This window comes from Haloprofundus halobius, assembly GCF_020097835.1.
Taxonomy (GTDB): Archaea; Halobacteriota; Halobacteria; order Halobacteriales; family Haloferacaceae; genus Haloprofundus; species Haloprofundus halobius.
This window is the reverse complement of record NZ_CP083666.1, coordinates 341573-359368: the sequence shown is the minus strand read 5'-3', so window position 1 is coordinate 359368 and position 17796 is coordinate 341573. Positions and strand designations below refer to the sequence as shown.

At 67.0% G+C, this 17796-nt stretch carries 18 protein-coding genes and 1 pseudogene; 14 read left to right on the top strand and 5 right to left on the bottom strand.

The window, feature by feature from the left end; genetic code table 11:
* The first annotated feature begins 187 nt into the window (after nt 1-187).
* The 3 genes from LAQ74_RS01915 to LAQ74_RS01905 all read left to right on the top strand — a co-directional run bounded on the left by LAQ74_RS01915 (nt 188) and on the right by LAQ74_RS01905 (nt 3234).
* Nucleotides 188-1312: a metal ABC transporter substrate-binding protein gene (locus tag LAQ74_RS01915; protein ID WP_224334316.1), complete on the top strand. Its 1125-nt coding sequence runs from the start codon at nt 188-190 to the stop codon at nt 1310-1312.
* Nucleotides 1313-1441: 129 nt separating this feature from the next.
* Nucleotides 1442-2215 carry a metal ABC transporter ATP-binding protein gene (locus LAQ74_RS01910; protein WP_224334314.1) on the top strand — a complete coding sequence of 258 codons (774 nt, stop codon included), beginning with the start codon at nt 1442-1444 and terminating at the stop codon, nt 2213-2215.
* Entirely contained in the window at nt 2212-3234 is a 1023-nt protein-coding gene (locus LAQ74_RS01905) for a metal ABC transporter permease (RefSeq protein ID WP_224334313.1), read from the top strand. Before LAQ74_RS01910 ends, LAQ74_RS01905 begins: the two co-directional genes overlap by 4 nt.
* Before the next feature lie 16 nt (nt 3235-3250).
* Here LAQ74_RS01905 and LAQ74_RS01900 read toward each other — a convergent pair whose 3' ends face one another.
* On the bottom strand, nt 3251-3679 hold the full coding sequence (locus LAQ74_RS01900; RefSeq protein ID WP_224334311.1) for a CopG family ribbon-helix-helix protein: 429 nt from the start codon (nt 3677-3679) through the stop codon (nt 3251-3253).
* 223 nt (nt 3680-3902) lie between these two features.
* Between LAQ74_RS01900 and LAQ74_RS01895 the strand changes: the two genes are divergently transcribed.
* From LAQ74_RS01895 to LAQ74_RS01865, 7 genes are all read left to right on the top strand, one after another.
* Nucleotides 3903-5978 (top strand): prolyl oligopeptidase family serine peptidase, encoded by a 2076-nt coding sequence (locus tag LAQ74_RS01895; RefSeq protein ID WP_224334309.1) that lies wholly within the window; start codon nt 3903-3905, stop codon nt 5976-5978.
* A gap of 118 nt (nt 5979-6096) precedes the next feature.
* The gene (locus tag LAQ74_RS01890; RefSeq protein ID WP_224334306.1) at nt 6097-6474 is read left to right on the top strand and encodes a DUF8159 domain-containing protein; all 378 of its coding nucleotides are present in this window, start codon (nt 6097-6099) and stop codon (nt 6472-6474) included.
* Complete coding sequence (locus tag LAQ74_RS01885) at nt 6471-7445, top strand: alpha/beta hydrolase (protein WP_224334304.1); 975 nt, start codon at nt 6471-6473, stop codon at nt 7443-7445. Before LAQ74_RS01890 ends, LAQ74_RS01885 begins: the two co-directional genes overlap by 4 nt.
* A gap of 100 nt (nt 7446-7545) precedes the next feature.
* Entirely contained in the window at nt 7546-8796 is a 1251-nt protein-coding gene (locus LAQ74_RS01880) for an ornithine cyclodeaminase, nickel-pincer nucleotide-dependent (protein ID WP_224334302.1), read from the top strand.
* Nucleotides 8797-8876: 80 nt separating this feature from the next.
* Entirely contained in the window at nt 8877-9896 is a 1020-nt protein-coding gene (locus LAQ74_RS01875; protein ID WP_224334300.1) for a DUF7490 domain-containing protein, read from the top strand.
* Nucleotides 9893-10279 carry a DUF8060 family membrane protein gene (locus tag LAQ74_RS01870; RefSeq protein WP_224334298.1) on the top strand — a complete coding sequence of 129 codons (387 nt, stop codon included), beginning with the start codon at nt 9893-9895 and terminating at the stop codon, nt 10277-10279. The genes LAQ74_RS01875 and LAQ74_RS01870 overlap by 4 nt, the downstream gene beginning before the upstream one ends.
* Nucleotides 10280-10371: 92 nt before the next feature.
* Nucleotides 10372-10638 carry a hypothetical protein gene (locus LAQ74_RS01865; protein WP_224334296.1) on the top strand — a complete coding sequence of 89 codons (267 nt, stop codon included), beginning with the start codon at nt 10372-10374 and terminating at the stop codon, nt 10636-10638.
* 21 nt (nt 10639-10659) lie between these two features.
* Here LAQ74_RS01865 and LAQ74_RS01860 read toward each other — a convergent pair whose 3' ends face one another.
* Together LAQ74_RS01860 and LAQ74_RS01855 are read right to left on the bottom strand one after the other, a co-directional pair.
* Nucleotides 10660-11484, bottom strand: coding sequence for a ZIP family metal transporter (locus LAQ74_RS01860; protein WP_224334294.1), 825 nt, complete (start codon nt 11482-11484; stop codon nt 10660-10662).
* A 131-nt stretch (nt 11485-11615) separates the two neighbouring features.
* A complete protein-coding gene (locus tag LAQ74_RS01855) occupies nt 11616-12308 on the bottom strand; it encodes an SDR family NAD(P)-dependent oxidoreductase (RefSeq protein WP_224334285.1) in 693 nt (230 codons plus the stop codon).
* Between the two features lie 87 nt (nt 12309-12395).
* Here LAQ74_RS01855 and LAQ74_RS01850 point away from each other — a divergent pair, with 87 nt between their 5' ends.
* The 4 genes and pseudogenes from LAQ74_RS01850 (at nt 12396) to cruF (ending at nt 16437) form a co-directional block, all read left to right on the top strand.
* A complete protein-coding gene (locus tag LAQ74_RS01850; protein ID WP_224334283.1) occupies nt 12396-12827 on the top strand; it encodes a hypothetical protein in 432 nt (143 codons plus the stop codon).
* A gap of 130 nt (nt 12828-12957) precedes the next feature.
* Nucleotides 12958-14580, top strand: a pseudogene (locus tag LAQ74_RS01845) (phytoene desaturase family protein); the annotation flags it as partial.
* A gap of 167 nt (nt 14581-14747) precedes the next feature.
* The gene (locus LAQ74_RS01840) at nt 14748-15581 is read left to right on the top strand and encodes a prenyltransferase (protein WP_255647714.1); all 834 of its coding nucleotides are present in this window, start codon (nt 14748-14750) and stop codon (nt 15579-15581) included.
* Complete coding sequence (gene cruF, locus LAQ74_RS01835; protein ID WP_224334281.1) at nt 15574-16437, top strand: bisanhydrobacterioruberin hydratase; 864 nt, start codon at nt 15574-15576, stop codon at nt 16435-16437. The genes LAQ74_RS01840 and cruF overlap by 8 nt, the downstream gene beginning before the upstream one ends.
* A 48-nt stretch (nt 16438-16485) precedes the next feature.
* On the opposite strand, the gene LAQ74_RS01830 is transcribed toward cruF, so the two are convergent.
* Nucleotides 16486-17439, bottom strand: a complete 954-nt coding sequence (locus LAQ74_RS01830; protein ID WP_224337332.1) for a phytoene/squalene synthase family protein — start codon at nt 17437-17439, stop codon at nt 16486-16488.
* 179 nt (nt 17440-17618) lie between these two features.
* Entirely contained in the window at nt 17619-17783 is a 165-nt protein-coding gene (locus LAQ74_RS01825; protein WP_224334280.1) for an HVO_2523 family zinc finger protein, read from the bottom strand.
* Nucleotides 17784-17796: the final 13 nt, after the last annotated feature.

Genomic DNA, 17796 nt, shown 5'->3' with positions numbered 1-17796 from the left:
CGACGTAGGCGACTATCGAACCGAGCGCTCGGTCGCTGACGGTCGAAGTTCTTGGTCGTCGTTTCCCCGTACTTCCGTCGCACGCTTTCCGTCTCCTCTCTCTCTTCGCCTCCGCCTTCGGCTAACAAAAATTCATGATTGGATAGTAGTGCTTATTAACCATGGACCCCTGATTGTTAATCAGAGCATGAGTCTTCACAACCGCAGAGAGATTCTGGGGATGAGCGCCGGACTCCTGACCGCGGCGCTCGCCGGGTGTACGGGTACGAACGCGGGCGAGGGGTCTGGCGGAGCGAACGGAGATGGCGAGCCGACAGTACAGGCGTCTTTCTTCGTACTTTCGGACTTCGCCGAGCACGTCGCGGGCGACGCGGCCGCCGTCGAGAATCTCGTCCCGTTCGGCCAGCACGGCCACGGGTGGGAACCAGGGCCGGACCTCCAGCGGGCGGTGATCCAGTCGGACGCCTTCGTCTACATGGGCGAGGGGTTCCAGCCGTGGGCCGACAAGGTCGTCACGAACATCGAAGACGCCGACAGCGACGTCGCAGTCGTCGAGGCGCGTCACGGCGTCGACCTGCTCGGCCCGCCGGAAGACGAGGCGGAGCACGGACACGACGAGGAAACGCACAACAACGAGACTCACGACGAACATAGCAACGGGACTCACGACGAGCACGAGGGTGAACACGACGACACACACGAAAACGAGACTCACGACGACGAAGAGAGCGGCGACCACGAGGAATCGACGGGCGACGACGATCACGACCACGGCGACGCCGACCCGCATTTCTGGCTCGACCCGACGCGGGCGGCGACCGCAGTCGAGACCATTAGAGACGGCTTCGCAGACTTCGACTCGTCGAACGCCGACACCTACGCGGAGAACGCCGACAGCTACCTCGACGACCTCGACGACCTCGACGCGACCTTCGAGGAGGAACTGTCGAACCGCGAACGCGAGGACGTCCTCGTCGCCGGTCACAACGCGCTACAGTACCTCGGCGACCGGTACGACTTCCACGTCCACGCGCTGACTGGACTGTCGCCCGACGACCAGCCGTCGGCGCAGGACACCAGGCGCGCGCAAGAACTCATCGAGGAATACGGCATCACGCACGTGCTCGCACCCGTGTTCGAGTCCGACCGCGCCGCCCGCCAGTTGGTCGAGGAGACAGACGCCGAGGAGGCGCTCCCCGTGACGTCGATTCCGGGTGTGACCGAGGAGTGGCACGAGAACGGGTGGGGCTACGTCGACGTGATGCGGGAGGTGAACCTCGGGAGCCTGAAAACGGCGCTCGGAGCCGAATGAACGCACCCGATAGCAGCCGATTCGACGCGGTAGTTCCGTCAGACGCTTCACCGAAGACGCCGTCGGACGAGCGGGGAGACGGGTGAACGCAGAGATGACCGCCACAGAGGAGACGGACGCGAACAGCGCATGACCGCCATCGAGCTATCGGACGTGACGTTCGGCTACACCGGCACGCCGGTCGTCGAGGATATCTCTCTCACCGTCGGCGAGGGCGAGTTCCTCGGACTGGTCGGGCCGAACGGCTCCGGAAAGAGCACGCTGCTCCGCCTCATGCTCGGTCTCGTCCGACCCGACGCGGGGCGCGTCGAACTGTTCGGCGAGCCCGCGCGGTCGTTCGACGCGGGCGAGCGAATCGGCTACGTGGCGCAGGACGTCGCCAACGCCGCGACCGAGATGCCCATCACCGTCCGCGAAGTCGTCGAGATGGGCCGCTATCCCCACGTAGGATTCGGTCGTCTCGACGCTGAGGACCGATGTATCGTCGCCGACGCGCTCGACACCGTCGGCGTCGCCGACCTCGCCGACCGTCGCCTAGCGCACCTCTCGGGCGGCCAGCGACAGCGCGTGTTCATCGCTCGCGCGCTCGCGGGGGAAGCAGACCTCCTCGCGCTGGACGAACCGGCCGTCGGCGTCGACGCCGACTCCCGAGAGGCGTTCTACGACCTCCTCCGCGAACTCAACGAGAGCGGCCTGACGATCGTGCTCATCGAACACGACATCGGCGTCGTCACCGAGCACGCGACGACGGTCGCCTGTCTCAACCGTCGACTGTTCTTCCACGGCGAGCCGTCGGGGTTCGCCGAGAGCGACGCACTCTCGCGGGCGTACGGCGCGAACCAGCGGCTGCTGGAGCACGACCACCACGACCACAGGCACGACAGCACCCGCTCGCAACCATGACCGCCGCGACACTCTCACAGAGTTCGACCCTGCTCCTCTTGGATCTCGTGAACCGGTTGGTGCAACTGTTCGGCGACGGGATATGCGCAGCCACCCGGCCGCTCGGCGTCGAGATACTCTGTTACCAGTTCATGCAGCAGGCGTTCCTCGCCGGGCTCTGCGTCGGCGTCGTCGCGCCGCTGGTCGGTAGCTTCCTCGTCCACCGCGAGATGGCGTTCATCGGCGACACGCTCGCGCACACCGCCTTCGCGGGCGTCGCCATCGGCCTCTTTCTCGGCTCGGCGTTCGAGATCGGCGTCTCGCCGTACGTGACGGCGCTCGTCGTCGCCGTCCTCTCGGCGCTCCTCATCGAACTCATCGCCGACTACACCGACGCCTACGGCGACGTCTCGATGGCCATCGTCCTCTCGGGCGGCTTCGCGCTCGGGACGGTCGTCATCAGTCTCACCGACGGCGGCATCGCCGTCGGTATCAGCCAGTACCTCTTCGGCAGTCTTTCGACGGTGACGCTGGCGAACACGTCTGTGCTGTTGCTGCTCAGCGCGCTCGTCGTCGGCGTCGTCGCGCTGACGTACAAACAGCTCCTGTTCGTCACCTTCGACGAGACGGCCGCGCGCGTCGCCCGCGTGAACGTGTCGCTGTACAACCGGCTTCTGGTGATGCTGACGGCACTCGTCGTCGTCGCCGCGATGCAGATTATGGGTGTCATCCTCGTCGCCGCGATGCTCGTCGTCCCCGTCGCGGCGGCGGCGCAGGTCGCCCGCAGCTTCCGCGAGTCGGTGCTCGTCGCGGTCGTGGTCGGCGAACTCGCCGTCCTGCTCGGACTGTTCGCCTCCTACCAGTACGGCGTCGCCGCCGGCGGCGCTATCGTCCTCGTCGCCATCGCACTCTACGCCGTCGCCGTCGCCGCCGACCGTGTAGTTCCGCGAGACGCCGAGACGGGACCGACCGAGACGGCGACCGACGGCGGGGAACTCGACGGACAGGACACGCGACGGAAACGGGAACACAGACGCTGACCGCGCCGATAGCCCCTCACTCGGCGTCGGCCAACGGGCCGAACTCGTCGACGGGCATCACCGAGTAATCGACCGAGAGCGTGTCTCTGGTCGCACGCACCTTCCCCACGAACGTCGAGATCTCTTCGAGCGTCCCTTCGAGGACGAACAGTTCCATGCAGTAGTGTGCGCCGACGTGGCTGTGGAAGTTCGAGGCGACGAGGCTCTCGTGTTCGTGGCGCAGGTGCATCATCCGCTCTTCGACGCTCGTCGTCTCGTAGTCGAAGACGACGGTGACGACGCCCATCAGTTCGCGGTCCTCCAGTCTCGTGTCCTCGAACTCGCCGAGGAGGTTGCGCGACGCCTCGCGGACGACTTCGCTGCGGCCGGTGTAGCCGTGGTCGTCGGCGAACGCGTCGATTCGGGCGAGCAGTTCTTCGGGCATCGAGACACTGACGACGGTCATGTATTAACTCAGCGTGTCTCAGCTATTAGGAGTTATTATCGTTCCGCCACCAGCGAGTCGTCGACGCGAACGTATCGCCGCGACAGCGCCGCTGTGGAACCGCCGCCACCGGCGGATATCGACCGCCGCTTCGGGACCACCGTTGCTGAGTTTCCGGTATCGGCTCTCGACGCGAAATCGCCGACGCCCACAGTTATATCAAGGGTGTCCGCAACCCCTTGGTATGCAAGGGCCTCCAGAGACGCCGCGCCGTGAGGTGGTCGACACCGTCCACGGCGAGGAGGTTGTCGACCCCTACCGCTGGTTAGAGGCGGAGTCTGCCGAAGTGAGAGAGTGGATTACAGGCCAAAACGCGTACGCCGAGTCGATACTCGACGTCCCCGCGAGACGCGTTCTCGAAGCCCGGTTCGACGAACTCGCCCGCGTCACCGACTACGGGACGATTCGCCCCGCCGCCGGTCGGTACTTCCAGCGCATCAAAGCGCCCGAGGACGAACAGCCGGTGTTGTGCGTCCGGGACTCACTCGACACCGACCGGCGGACGCTGGTCGACCCCAACGAGTGGAGCGAAGACGGGACCATCTCGATGGACTGGTTCGTCCCACATCCCGACGGGGATTTCCTCGCCTACGGCGTCGCCACCGGCGGCGACGAGCAGTACGACGTTCGCGTTATCGACGTCGTCTCCGGCGAACAGGTCGACGAACTCGTCGACGTGGGTCGCATCTCCGTGACCGGGTTCGCGTGGACCGCCGACGGGTTCTACTACGTCGGCACCGGGACCCGGGAAGGCGACGGCGTCCAGCAGCTCGACAAGGAGGTCAGACACCACGTCCTCGGGTCGCCGGGCGACACCGACGCGCTCGTCGTCGACGACTTCGAAGAGCAGGTCTGGCCCGTACTGGAGACCGACGACGACGTGCTGATCGTCCAGTACTACGAGGGCTGGGACCGCTCGGAGGTGTACGCCCTCGGAAAGACACCCGACGCCGGGCGGACCGAACCGGTCGACCTCGTCCCCGTCGTCACCGGCTTCGACGCCACGTTCGAGCCGAGCCTCCGCGACGGCTACCTCTATCTGCTCACCGACTACGACGCGCCGCGCTCGCGCCTGCTCGGCTGCGACGTCGAGACGGCGCTCTCCGGCGACGCCCATCCCGACGAGATGGACGTCGTCATCCCCGAGCAAAAAGATATACTCCGCGAAATCGCTCTCGGCGACGACCGAATCGTCGCGCACTACCACCGCAACGCCTACTCGGCGCTGTCGACGTTCACCCGCGACGGCGAGCGCGTCGGCCGCATCGACCTCCCCGAGTACGGGGCCGTCGCCGGGACGTACGCGTGGGACGGCGAGCTGTTCTACACCGTCGAGTCGTTCGAGCGCCCGCCGCGGGTCTGCTGTGCGGACCTCGAAACCGAGGAGACGCGGGTCCTCGACGAACCCGAGGTCAGAATCGAAGTCGACCTCGACGTGAAACAGGAGTGGTTCGAGTCCACCGACGGCACCCGCATCCCGGCGTTCGTCGTCCACCGGGCCGAGCTCGACCGCGACGGCGACAACCCGACGATTCTGACGGGCTACGGCGGTTTCCGGGTCAACCGCACGCCGACGTTCAACCGCTTCGCCGTGCCGTTTCTCGAAGCGGGCGGCGTCTACGTGCTCGCGACGCTCCGCGGCGGCGCGGAGTTCGGCGAGGAGTGGCACGACGCGGGCCGTCGCGAGCACAAACAGAACGTCTTCGACGACGCCATCGCCGTCGCCGAGGGACTCGTCGAACGGCGGTACACGAATCCGGACTGCCTCGCGGTCTCCGGCGGGTCGAACGGCGGCCTGCTCGTCGGCGCGCTCATCACCCAGCGACCGGACCTGTTCGGCGCGGCGCTCTGTCTCGTCCCGCTGCTCGACATGCTCCGCTTCCACAAGTTCCTGCTCGGCCCGTCGTGGACCACGGAGTACGGCAACCCCGACGACCCCGTCGCCTACGACTACATCCGCGAGTACTCGCCGTACCACAACGTCGAGGAAACCGAGTACCCGGCGACGCTGTTCACGACGGCAGCGGGCGACACGCGCGTCCACCCGAGTCACGCCCGGAAGATGACCGCGCGACTGCAGGCGGCGAACACCGGCGACGACCCGATTCTGCTCCGAACCGAAGAGAATGCCGGCCACGGCATCGGCAAACCCACCTCGATGTACGTCACCGAGCAGGCCGAGCAGTGGGGCTTCCTCTGTCAGTCGCTCGGAGTGACCGCCGACGAGCTCCGGTCGACGCAGCGCCCGCCGTCGGTGTAGTCGGTCGCGGTTCGTCCGCCAACACCATTTTCGACCCGTTTCGTCCGAGTCCGCTTCGTTCGAGCTTCGAACTGTCTGCGCGGCAAGCGTTTAGCCCCCCGCCCTCGTATCGTGTGCCATGACCGACCCGAACGTCTTGGAGGAGGAACTCCGCGGCAACGGTATCAGCGTCGAGGAGGTACGCGTCGGCGACGATACCGACGACGGCGTCGAACTGACGTACATGACGGCGTTCCCCGCCGCACACGTCAACCACCGCGAAGTCGGCCAGGCGCTCACGGCGTTCATCGACCTCGCGCGAGAGGGCGAGTGGAACCCCGAACTGGTCCGCGCGACGTCGATTCGGACCGACGACGACGTGCAGGGTCGCTGGCGGGTCGAAGCCGAGTGGTTCGAGGAGTACCTCGCATACAGCCTTTCGGACGAGGACTTCTCGGAACTCGTCCTCGACACGCTCGAAGAGGAACCCGTCGCTTCCCTCGGAGGTGGCAGATGAGCCGAGAGACCGGCGCGTGGCGACACCGCGACCGGGGGAACGCGACGCCGGGCGAGAAGCGCCGCCCCTCGCGCTACGAGTTCTCGAAAGTCCGCGTCCGCTTCGACAGCGACGACGACCGCTGCGTCGGGTCGCTGTACCGCCCCGACCGACCGAAGAATCCGCCGCTGATTCTGCTGTCGGCTCTCTTCGGCGGCGAACGCGAGTTCGGTCTCCCCGCCTACGCCGAGCGGTTCGCCGAGCGGGGCTACGCCGTCCTCATCTTCGACCACCGCCACTTCGGCGACAGCGAGGGGAACCCCCGGAACCTCGTCAGCCCGAAGCGCCAGGTCGCCGACTGGCGGGCGGCCATCGAACACGCCCGCGAACTCGACGGCGTCGACTCGAGCCGACTCGTCCTCTGGGGGTCGTCGTTCGCGGGCGGTCACGTCCTCGAAGTCGCCGCCGGGGAGCCACACGTCGCCGCCGTCGTCGCGCAGGTGCCGTTCGTCGACGGTCGGTCGACGACGCTTCGAAAGGGGCTGAAGTACGTCGCGAAGGCGCTGCCGCTGGCGCTCGCCGACAAACTGCTCTCGGTCGTCGGCCGGTCGAAGACCGTCCCCGTCGTCGGCACGCCCGAGGAGTTCGCCGTGCTGAACGAACCCGGCGCGAAGACCGGCTACTTCGATCTCGTGCCGCCGGAGTCGGCGTGGGAGAACGAGACGCCCGCGCGGGTGTTCCTCTCGCTTCCGGGCTACCGACCGGGGACGAAGACCGAGGAGGTCCAGTGCCCGACGCTCGTCATCGCGGGCGACCGCGACGAAGTCGTCCCCGCCTCGGACGTCGAAGCAGCCGCCGAGAAGCTCCCGAACGGCACGTTCGTCCGGATGCCGGTCGGTCACTTCGACCTCTACGGGGGCGCGGCGTTCGAGGAGTCGCTCGCCCACCAGTTGGCGTTCCTCGACCGGGTGCTCGGCGAACCGTCCGACTGACCGCGCCGCTCCTCGAAACTCTCACCTCGCCGTCCGTTCGCCCGGTCGCAAGCTTCCCCCGCGACGTAACCCTCTTTTCTCCGTCCTGCGTCTCTCCGCTATGACCGTCTCTCGCACCGTTGAACTGGAGGGCCACATCATCGACTCGGGGATGATGGGTCGCTGTTTCGGCATCGTGATGGACCTCGGCGGTTCGTTCGAGGTCGAGGAGTTCGAAGTCGGCCGTCACAAAGACGCCACGACCTACTGCCGGATGCGCGTCTCCGCCGACACCGAGGGCGACCTGCAGACCATCGTCCACGAGCTCCACCAGAGCGGCGCGAACCCCGCCGACCCGCGCCCGGCCTCGGTCGAACCCGCCCCCGGCGACCGAATTGTCCCCGCCGGCTTCTACTCGACGACGAACCACCCGACGGAGGTGTTCTACCGCGACGAGTGGATTCCCGTCGACGACATCGAGATGGACTGCGCCGTCGTGATAGAAGACGGAGAAAACGGCGACCGCAGCGCTCGGACGAAAGTGCTGAACGCGATTCGCGAAGACGACCTCGTCGTCGTCGGCGAGTCGGGTATCAGAGTCAACCCGCCGGAGCGCCCCCGCGACGCTTCTGGGCCATTTGGCTTCATGCAGGGCGGCGTCTCATCGGAGCGACCCTCGGAGTCGCTCATCCGCGAAGTCGCCGAGGCGCTCGTCGAGACGAAGCGCGAGGGCGGCAACGTGCTCGTCGTCGCCGGCCCCGCGCTCATCCACTCGGGGGCAGGTGACGCGCTCGCGGACCTCGTCCGCGAGGGGTTCGTCGACGGCCTCTCGGCGGGCAACGGCTTCGCCACCCACGACATCGAACGCGGCCTCTACGGCACCTCGCTCGGGATGGACATGGAGACGATGGAACACCCCCGGAAGGGCCACAAACACCACATCTACACGATCAGCGAGGTCGTCCGCGCGGGCGGTATCCGCGAGGCCGTCGACGCCGGACTCATCCAGGAGGGCGTGATGTACGAGTGTGTCCAAAACGACGTGGAGTACGTGCTCGCGGGGTCGATCCGCGACGACGGGCCGCTGCCGGACACCATCACCGACGCCGTCGAGGCGCAGAACGCCATCCGCGAGCAGGCCCACGAGGCCGACCTCGTGTTGATGCTGTCGACGCTCCTGCACTCGGTCGCCGTCGGCAACTGCCTGCCGTCGACGACGAAGACTGTCTGCGTCGACATCAACCCGGCGACGGTGACGCAACTGCTCGACCGCGGGTCGTCGCAGGCCATCGGCATGGTGACCGACATCGGGACGTTCGTCCCCGCGCTCACCGAGAAAGTGTTCGAGGCCGAAGCCGACGCTGAGCGCTGAACTCCCGAGGTCGACCGACCGAACTCTTTTCAGTCGGAAACTACACAAAACATTTAACGACGACACGTGTCCGCCGTGACATGAACCGTGAAACGACGTTCGTCGCCGCGGCCACCGTCGTGGTCGCGGTGTCGCTCGTCGCCGCCGCGGTGGTCCCCGGTGCCCTCGCCGACCCGACCGACGACGGTCCCCTCCGCCCCGGCTACGTCCAGATCGAAGAGGTTCCCATCGCCCCCGGCGACGCGACGGGCGAGACGGCAACGCTGGCGGTCGAAGCCAGACTCGAACACCGCGGCAACCCCACCGACAACGTGACCGTGCTGTTCCGTGCCGTCGACAGCGAGTCGAACCTCGTCGAGACGAGCCGCACCGTCGAGGTGGGCGAACTCGCGGGCGACCGCGAGACGCCCGTCCGTACGAACCTCACCGTCGCCCGCGAGGGCGGCTACGAGATAGAGACCGTCGTCTTCCGCGACGGCGAGCGCGTCGACAGCGAGAGTCGGCGCGTCAGCGGTCTCGAAGCACTCACGCCCCCCTACGCCGACTCGAACGTCGAGTTCGCCGACGCGACGGGACTACAGCCCGTCTCCGTCTCGGTCGGTTCCGCGGAGGGCGATCGGGTGAGCCTCGACCTCTCGGCGGCGCTGACGAACGGCGGCGACACGCCGACCGGCGACCTCGAAGTGACGTTCGTCGTTCGGCAGGCCGAATCGAACGTCGTCGCCGACCGCGTCACCGTCCCCGTCGGCGAGATTCGCGCCGGTCGAACCTCGACCGTCGACGCCTCGGTGACGGTGCCCGACGAGTACAACTACTACGTCGACGCCGTTCTGTGGCGCGACGACGTCCACGTCGACTCCGCACAGAGCGTCGCGAACCTCGACCCGACAGAGCGCATCAGCGCGAACGTCACCGAACAGGAGGTCGAGTTCGAGGTGGAGGACTTCGACTCCGACGGCGAGTCGGACAGCGGGTACGAGACCACCGCCGCTGACGGCCAGGCCGTGCGAACCGAGACCGACACGCCCGGCTTCGGCGTCGTCGTCACCGCCGTCGCTCTGCTCGCGACGGCGCTTTTCGCCCGGAGGCGGTCCGAATGAACGCGAACGACGGCTCGATTACCAGAGAGATGAACACGGACGACACACCCCCGACACGAACCGACGGCGGAACGAGTACTGACGACAGCGCGAGTACTGGCGACGGAACGAGTACTGACACCGAAACGAGTACTGACCACAACCCGAACGCGAAACCGAGTCGGTCGGGGCGCGACGTGCGGGCGCTCGTAAACTACGCCGCGTTGGCGGTGTTAGTGCTGTTCGCGCTCGTCGCGTCGATACAACTGTACGGCGCGGTCAACGGCGTCATCGACCGGTGGGTCGCCTCGGAGTACCGCATCTTCTTCCGCGGCGCGTTCAACCTCGTCGTGCTGCTGCTCTGCGTCGGCGGCATCTCGCTGCAACTGCGGCGGTTGGACTGACCGGACCGACGTCTAGTCCGGGTAATTTTCCCGCTCGACTGACACTCGGCCGGTTCAGAAAGCCTATGAGTGGCCCGCCGACCCCCACCAACATGGACCCGACGACGGGCGCGATGGACCCGCGCACGAAACGACAGCGCGAGTGCGCCATCGCCGTCCCCCGAAGCGAGAAGGACGCGGCAGTCGAACTGATTCGCGAGGACATCCTCGCGGAACTCACCGAGGAGTGCCCCGAGTGCGGCCACTACGCGGTGCTCTCGTCGTACGAACCGGCGTTCTTCGAGGGACGCGACCCCGACAAGATTTCGGTGGCGTTCACCTGCCCCTCCTGTGAGTGGCCCATCGGCCTCGACTTCTGACCCCCCGGACCCGAGCAGACCTCAGAGCGCGACCCACGCGGCGAAGACGACGAGGCCGCCGAGAGTCGTGCTGGCGACGGCGTGAACCCGCAACCGGTCCAACAGCGCGTGGGCGTCGCCGTCGACGCTGAGCGCCTCGTGAACCTCGCTGCCGAGTTCACATCGGGGGAGGAAATCCATCGCCACGTGGAGGAACACTCCCGCGGCGAACCCGAAGACGATTCCGCGAACCGCTGGCGTCGCCGGGAGGACGACGATGCTCGACAGAATCGCGGCGAGACCGACGCCCGCGGCGGGTAGCAAGAGAACCGACCACTCCCGACCGGCGCGGCGCAGGCGCGTCGCCGCAGCGTAGCCCGCCGGCCCCTTGTGCGAGACGATGGCCAGACCGAGCGTCAGACCCACCTCCATGTTGCCGTAGACGATGCCGATGATGGCTCCCGCCGACAGCGCGTGCGCCGACAGTTCCGTCACGGTGCGGTCCAGCGGCAGATTGAGGTGAGCGAGACGGTGGCCGACGGTGTGAGAGCCGAAGCCGACGAGCAGTCCGAGCGCGACGCCGAAGCCGCCGTACTGCGGGACGTCGCCGCTGACGCCGATAGCCTGCGGGAGCAAGAAGACGGCGGCGCTGGTTATCATCGCGCCGCTGGCGAGGCCGTAGCCCCAGACGAGGGCGCCCGCGCGCTCGGCGGTTCGCCGCGCGCCGAGCCATCCCGCGACGGCCATCGCGAGAAACGCCACCCACGAGATGACGAGCAGGTCGCTCGCCCCGCGTTCGAGCGCGAGCGACGAGAGAACGACCAGCAGCGTGACCGAACCGAGGCCTATCGCCGAGCGTCGTTGCACGTTGTGAACTGAGGCTCACAGATTAATACATCCGTCGTTCTCTCCGACCACGCACTCCGGGTATCGCCCCTTCGTCACCGCGTCGCCCCTTCGTCACCGCGTCGCCCCCTCGTCACCGCGTCGCCCCCTCGTCACCGCGTCGCCGTCTCCCACGCCCGGAGGTCGAGAATCTCGCCGTCGAGGTCCGCGGCGTCGGCGTCCGTCGCCGCCCAGACGAACATCGCCGCGGCGTCGTCGGGGTCGCGACCACGTCCGCCGGTGAGGTCGGTGGCGACGAGACCCGGATCGACGACGCCGACGGTCTGCTTTAAGTCGGCCGCGAACCCCCGAACCAGCGCCTCCGCCGCGGCTTTCGAGACGGCGTACGCGCCCATCCCGGCTTTCGCCTCGCGGGCGACCGAACCTGAGGGGACCAGTACGCGTGCGTCGTCGGCCATGTGCGGGACGGCCTCTTTGACCGTCGCGAACACGCCGCGGGCGTTCGTCCGCATCGTGTCGTCGAAGCGCGCGTACGACTCCTCGGCGGTCGGCATCTCGCCGGGCGTCCCGTGGTTGACGCCCGCGCAGGCGACGAGGGTATCTATCCGCCCTCCCTCGCGCGCCGCTCGTTCCATCAGTCGCTCCATGTCGAACTCGTCGCGCACGTCGGCGCGCTCGGCGAGCAGCGTCCCGCCGCTCTCGGCGACGTCCGCCGCGAGTTCGTCCAGTGCCTCGTCGTCGCGGGCGCAGGCGACGACGCGCGCGCCCTCGGCGGCGAACGCCGCGGCGACGCGCCGACCGATTCCCCGACTCGCACCCGTGACGACGACCGTCGTATCGTCCATATTGTCGGTTCGGACGAATCCGACCTAAAGGTGGACCTCCCGAACCGGAGTGTACACACTTTTGTCGATAGCCGCGTCGGTGGTGATATGACACACAGTTCCGATGTCGTAACGTTCGACGCGGACGCCGTACTCGGGGCGGCCCGGGACGCCGTGGACGGACCGCTGTACTCGTTCGCCGTCTACACGCCGGAGGCGTACGAACTACTCCACGTCGACGACGTCACGCGCACGTTCTACCGCGACCGCGAGCAGATGGTCGCGCACTTCGACGAGATTCACAACTACGCCGGCATCGACTTCGCGGAGATTGACCTTCTGACCGAGGAACTGTTCCCTATCGCCGACCGCGTCAACTACGTCACCACGGCGATGGACTACCTCAAGTTCCTGCGGATCTACTTCGACAGAGAGGGGATCTTCCTCGCACTCGCGCCCGACGAACCGGTGGTGTCCATCGTCGAAGCCGTCGCCGACGCCGTCGACGAGGCGGCAGTCGACACCGAAGACGCGCAGTAGGGTCTGCCGGCGAGAAAGAGGAATCGCCGGCGGCGGTGAGCGACTGCGGTCGGACGCCGCCGCAGCCGTCGAATCGTGCGACGGTGCCACAGTCACTCGTTTTATGCCCCGAACGCTCCAAGTGTGTGTCATGACCTTCCCAACGGACGGCGACGGCAGCGGCAGCGCCGACGCCGTCAGCGACGGTGTCGAGGCGGACACCCCCGCCGCGGACGTCGGTCGGCGGTTCGGCTCCGGCCTCGACGGCGACCGCGAACGCGTCCGCGACGCCCTCTCGTCGCTCGCGGGGCAGTCCGTCGTCGTCGTCGGCAGCGGGTTCGGCGGCCTCTCGACGGCCTGCTACCTCGCCGACGCCGGAGCCGACGTCACCGTGTTGGAGAAGAACGAGCAACTCGGTGGGCGCGCGAGTCGGCTGGAGGAGGACGGCTTCCGCTTCGACATGGGACCCTCGTGGTATCTGATGCCCGACGTGTTCGAGGACTTCTTCGGCTACTTCGGGAAGCGACCGACCGGCTACTACGACCTCGAACGGCTCGACCCCCACTACCGCATCTTCTTCAAAGACGGCGACCGCGTGGACCTCGTCCCCGACCTTGAGACGAACAAACTGCTGTTCGACTCCTACGAGGAGGGCGCGAGCGAGAGCCTCGAACGCTATCTCGAAAAGTCCGAGCGCAACTACCGCATCGGGATGGAGCACTTCGTCTACGAGGACCGGCCGCGCCTACGGGATTACGTCGACACCGACGTGCTCCGGCACGCGTGGGGCCTCTCGCTCGTGGGTTCGATGCAGGGTCACGTCGAGAACTACTTCGACCACCCGAAGCTCCAGCAGATAATGCAGTACACGCTGGTGTTTCTCGGCGGCGCGCCGTCGAACACGCCGGCGCTGTACAGCCTGATGAGCCACGTCGACTTCGAACTCGGCGTCTACTACCCCGACGGAGGACTGGGTGCGGTCGTCGACGCGATGGCCGACCTCGCCGAGGAACTCGGCGTCACCTTCCACACCGACGACGCGGTCACCCAAATCCGAGGGCGCGAAGGCGGGTTCGTCGTCCGGACCGAGTCGGGCGAGGAGTACCTCTCGGACCTCGTCGTCTCCGACGCCGACTACGCCCACACCGAACAGGAACTCCTTCCTCCGGAAAAACGACAGTACGACGCCGATTACTGGGATTCTCGAACCTATGCCCCCTCGGCGTACCTGCTATACCTCGGCGTCGAGGGCGACGTCGAGGAGTTGGCCCACCACACGCTCGTGCTCCCGACCGACTGGGAGCCGCACTTCGAGACCATCTTCGGTGACCACTCGTGGCCCGACGACCCGGCGTACTACCTCTGCGTCCCCTCGAAGACCGACGACTCTGTCGCCCCCGAGGGCCACAGCAACCTGTTCGTCCTCGTCCCCATCGCCGCCGGACTGGAAGACACAGCCCAGATTCGTGACTCCTTCCGCGAACTGGTCCTCGACGACATCGCCGAGAATACGGGTGTGGAACTCCGCGACCGCATCGTCTTCGAGAAGTCGTTCTGCGTCGCCGACTTCGCGGAGCGCTACAACAGCCAGCAGGGGACGGCGCTCGGGATGGCGCATACGCTCCGACAGACAGCGCTCCTGCGGCCACCCCACCGCTCGAAGAAGGTGCCGGGACTCTATTTCACCGGGTCGTACACGACGCCCGGTATCGGCGTGCCGATGTGTCTCATCAGCGGCCGACTCACCGCCGAGTCGATGGCGACGCATTCGGGCCGCGAGGACCCGCGGCCATCCAGAACCGCCGAAGACGAAATCGTTCGCTCCGACGGGGAAACCAGCGAGGTGACCGACACCGCCTACGACGAGGCTGGTTCTGGCGACGAACGCGAGGCAGACGGCGTCTCGACAGAACGACAGCAGACGAGTCGAACGGACGACTGATGGGTCGCCTCGGCTACCTGCTGAAGCTCTCTCGGCCGCGCTTCTGGTTCTACCTCGCGGGACCCGTCGTCGTCGGCGTCGCGTTCGCCGCCGACGCGGTTCCGGACCTCTTCGACCCGCTCGCGCTGGCGCTGTTCGGCTACTTTCTCGTCCCGGGGAACGTGCTTCTCTACGGCGTCAACGATGTCTTCGACGCCGACATCGACGCCGAGAATCCGAAGAAGGACGAGAGAGAAGTGCGATTCGGCGGCGACCCCGTCGTCGTCGCCGTCGTCGTCGTTTCTGGGCTCTTGGGACTGGCGTTGTTCGCGGCGACGCCGCGGGTCGCGTGGGGCTGGCTGGCGGCGCACTTCTTCCTCGCCGTGGAGTACAGCGCCCCGCCGCTTCGGTTCAAGACCAAACCGCTCTTCGACTCGATTTCGAACGGGCTGTACATCCTGCCTGGCGTCGCCGCCTACGCCGCCGTCGCTGGCGAAAATCCACCGCTCGCGGGCGTGCTCGGCGGGTGGCTCTGGACGATGGGGATGCACACGTTCTCGGCGATTCCCGATATCGACCCCGACCGCGAGGCGGGGATTCGGACGACCGCCACCGTGCTCGGCGAGACCCGGACGTACGCCTACTGTGCGGGCTGTTGGCTCGCCGCGGCGCTCGCGTTCGCCGCTGTCGACCTTCGGATCGGCCTGTTGCTGCTGGCGTATCCGGTCGTCGTTTTCGTCATCTATCTGTCCGAGGTCGACGTCTCGCGGGCGTACTGGTGGTACCCCGCGTTGAACACGGGTGTCGGGATGGTACTCACGATGGGCGCGCTCTGGAGGCTGGTGTATGGCTGATTCGGTGTCGACGGTCTCCGAGCGACTCCCCTCGAACCGGACGGAGATCGAGGCGCGGCTCGACCGCTTGGTCCGCGAGAACCGCTTTACGATCTCCGTGGTGTTCCCGCTCGTCGGCGGCGTGTTGCTCGTCGCCAGTCGCCTCGAACTGCTTCCCGAACCGCTGGCGTTCAACGCCGTCCTCCTCCTCTTGGGAACGGCCGTGATGCGCTCGCCGCTCGTCGTCGGCACGCTCCCGCTGTTCGACCGCCGCGCGGTCGTGGGCGTCTCGGCGCTCGCGCTGTACGCCTACGGTATCGAGTACACCGGCGTCGAGACGGGGTGGCCCTACGGCGAGTTCTACTACGGCGTCGACCTCGGGCCGACCGTCGAGGGGATTCCGCTGGGCTTGCCCATCTTCTTCCTCCCGCTGGTGATGAACTCGTACCTGCTCTGTCTGCTGCTCCTCGGTGACCGCGCGGACAACTCGGCCGTGCGCCTCTTTTCGGTCATCGTGACCGTGCTGGCGATGGACGTCGTGTTGGACCCCGGGGCCGTCGCGCTCGGGTTCTGGGTGTACCCCGACGTCCCGCCCGGCGGCGGGTTCTACGGCGTCCCGCTGTCGAACTACGCCGGGTGGGTCGTGAGCGCCACCGTCGCCGTCGTCACGCTCGACTGGGCGTTCGACCGCCGCGCGCTGCTCGCGCGGCTCTCCGGCTGCGAGTTCATGCTCGACGACCTCGTGAGTTTCGTCATTCTCTGGGGGAGCGTCAACGTCGTCTTCGGCAACTACGTCCCCGCGCTGGTCGCGGTGCTCTTTGGGTTCGGTCTCCGCCGAACCGAACGGTTCGACACGGGATTGTTCCGGCCGTCGTGACGGGAGTGAGTCCGAGTTGCGGAGACAGAAGAGCTGCGCGCGGTCGACTCAGCGCGCCGGAAGCCCGTCGTGGCGTCCCGGACCGGCCGTCGGCGACCCGCGTTTCGACACCGAGCTGACGCGCCAGAACACCGTCTCGGGGTCTTTCGTCCACATCCAGTAGTAGCGCGTCCGAGCGAGCAGACTCAGTTTCCGGAGCGTCCCTAACTCCGGCGTCGCGGAGAGCACGTCGTAGTTCCGCTCGCGGATGAGTCGGTGGTGATCGGCGTACAGCACCGCCGCGAGCAACACCGCGAACTGGCAGTCCGCCGGGAGATACTTGATTCCGGCGACGCCCTCACGATAGAGCGCTTCCGTTCGATGGAGTTCCGACTCCATAGCGGTGGCAAAGCCCTCGGTGAGTTCGTAGCGTCGAATCTGGTCGTCGGTCACGCCGTGCTCGCGGAGCGTCGTCCGCGGGAGATAGATGCGGTCCCGTTCGTCGATATCCTCGCGCACGTCGCGCAGGAAGTTCGACATCTGGAACGCCTCGCCGAGTTTCGTCGCGTGCGGGAGCGCCTCCTCGCGCTCGTCGGGGTCCATCACCGCGGTCATCATCCGACCGACCGCGGCCGCCGAGCCGTCCATGTACGCCTCCAGTTCGGCGTACGTCTCGTAGCGACCCTTCGTGATGTCGGTGAGCATGGCGTCCACGAACGTGTTCACGTCCGCGTCGTCGATGCCGTACTGCTCGCGCATCTCCGAGAACGCCGAGATGACGGGGTCGTCGGTCTCGGTCTCGCCGAGCGCGGCGGCGCGAAGCCGTTCGAGTTCGGCCCGTCGCTCTTCAGGCGTCACGTCACCGACGTCGTCGACGACTTCGTCGGCCAGTCGGAAGAACGCGTAGAGGACGTACGTCGCGTGGCGGACTCGCTGAGGGAGGAGTCGCGTCGCTAAGTGGAACGTCTTTCCGGTCCGCTGTTGTATCGCTTTGCTCCGGGCGACCTGTTCGTCTCTCACCATGAGGACGTACCCTGCGGTTGCCTTATCCATCGTCTACTCGGGTCACAACAGCGCATGAGCTACGGAGGCTTACGAAATGCAGGCTCATAACCATTAGTACAGATATAGGTTGAGCGCGGTCGACGGTCCGCCCGTCGACTCGTCGACGACGGCCGCTGCCGTCACCGCGATTGACGGCGCTACCAGAACGTGTCGCTGCAGTCGTAGACGACGCCGTGGCTCGGGCAGACGTACTTGCAGTGGCGGTGCTGCATCGGCGCGTCGCAGAGCGGGCAGGGTCGCCCGCGCGGCGTCTGCTCTGCATCCGCCTCCGCCTCGGACGGTCCCTCTCTCGACTCGGTCACGACCACAGGTCGG

Excerpts from the sequence above, each read along its gene's own strand:
- LAQ74_RS01915 (WP_224334316.1), top strand. The coding sequence starts at position 188 with ATGAGTCTTCACAACCGCAGAGAGATTCTGGGGATGAGCGCCGGACTC.
- LAQ74_RS01910 (WP_224334314.1), top strand. The coding sequence starts at position 1,442 with ATGACCGCCATCGAGCTATCGGACGTGACGTTCGGCTACACCGGCACG.
- LAQ74_RS01905 (WP_224334313.1), top strand. The coding sequence starts at position 2,212 with ATGACCGCCGCGACACTCTCACAGAGTTCGACCCTGCTCCTCTTGGAT.
- LAQ74_RS01900 (WP_224334311.1), bottom strand. The coding sequence starts at position 3,679 with ATGACCGTCGTCAGTGTCTCGATGCCCGAAGAACTGCTCGCCCGAATC.
- LAQ74_RS01895 (WP_224334309.1), top strand. The coding sequence starts at position 3,903 with ATGCAAGGGCCTCCAGAGACGCCGCGCCGTGAGGTGGTCGACACCGTC.
- LAQ74_RS01890 (WP_224334306.1), top strand. The coding sequence starts at position 6,097 with ATGACCGACCCGAACGTCTTGGAGGAGGAACTCCGCGGCAACGGTATC.
- LAQ74_RS01885 (WP_224334304.1), top strand. The coding sequence starts at position 6,471 with ATGAGCCGAGAGACCGGCGCGTGGCGACACCGCGACCGGGGGAACGCG.
- LAQ74_RS01880 (WP_224334302.1), top strand. The coding sequence starts at position 7,546 with ATGACCGTCTCTCGCACCGTTGAACTGGAGGGCCACATCATCGACTCG.
- LAQ74_RS01875 (WP_224334300.1), top strand. The coding sequence starts at position 8,877 with ATGAACCGTGAAACGACGTTCGTCGCCGCGGCCACCGTCGTGGTCGCG.
- LAQ74_RS01870 (WP_224334298.1), top strand. The coding sequence starts at position 9,893 with ATGAACGCGAACGACGGCTCGATTACCAGAGAGATGAACACGGACGAC.
- LAQ74_RS01865 (WP_224334296.1), top strand. The coding sequence starts at position 10,372 with ATGGACCCGACGACGGGCGCGATGGACCCGCGCACGAAACGACAGCGC.
- LAQ74_RS01855 (WP_224334285.1), bottom strand. The coding sequence starts at position 12,308 with ATGGACGATACGACGGTCGTCGTCACGGGTGCGAGTCGGGGAATCGGT.
- LAQ74_RS01850 (WP_224334283.1), top strand. The coding sequence starts at position 12,396 with ATGACACACAGTTCCGATGTCGTAACGTTCGACGCGGACGCCGTACTC.
- LAQ74_RS01840 (WP_255647714.1), top strand. The coding sequence starts at position 14,748 with ATGGGTCGCCTCGGCTACCTGCTGAAGCTCTCTCGGCCGCGCTTCTGG.
- cruF (WP_224334281.1), top strand. The coding sequence starts at position 15,574 with ATGGCTGATTCGGTGTCGACGGTCTCCGAGCGACTCCCCTCGAACCGG.
- LAQ74_RS01830 (WP_224337332.1), bottom strand. The coding sequence starts at position 17,439 with ATGGTGAGAGACGAACAGGTCGCCCGGAGCAAAGCGATACAACAGCGG.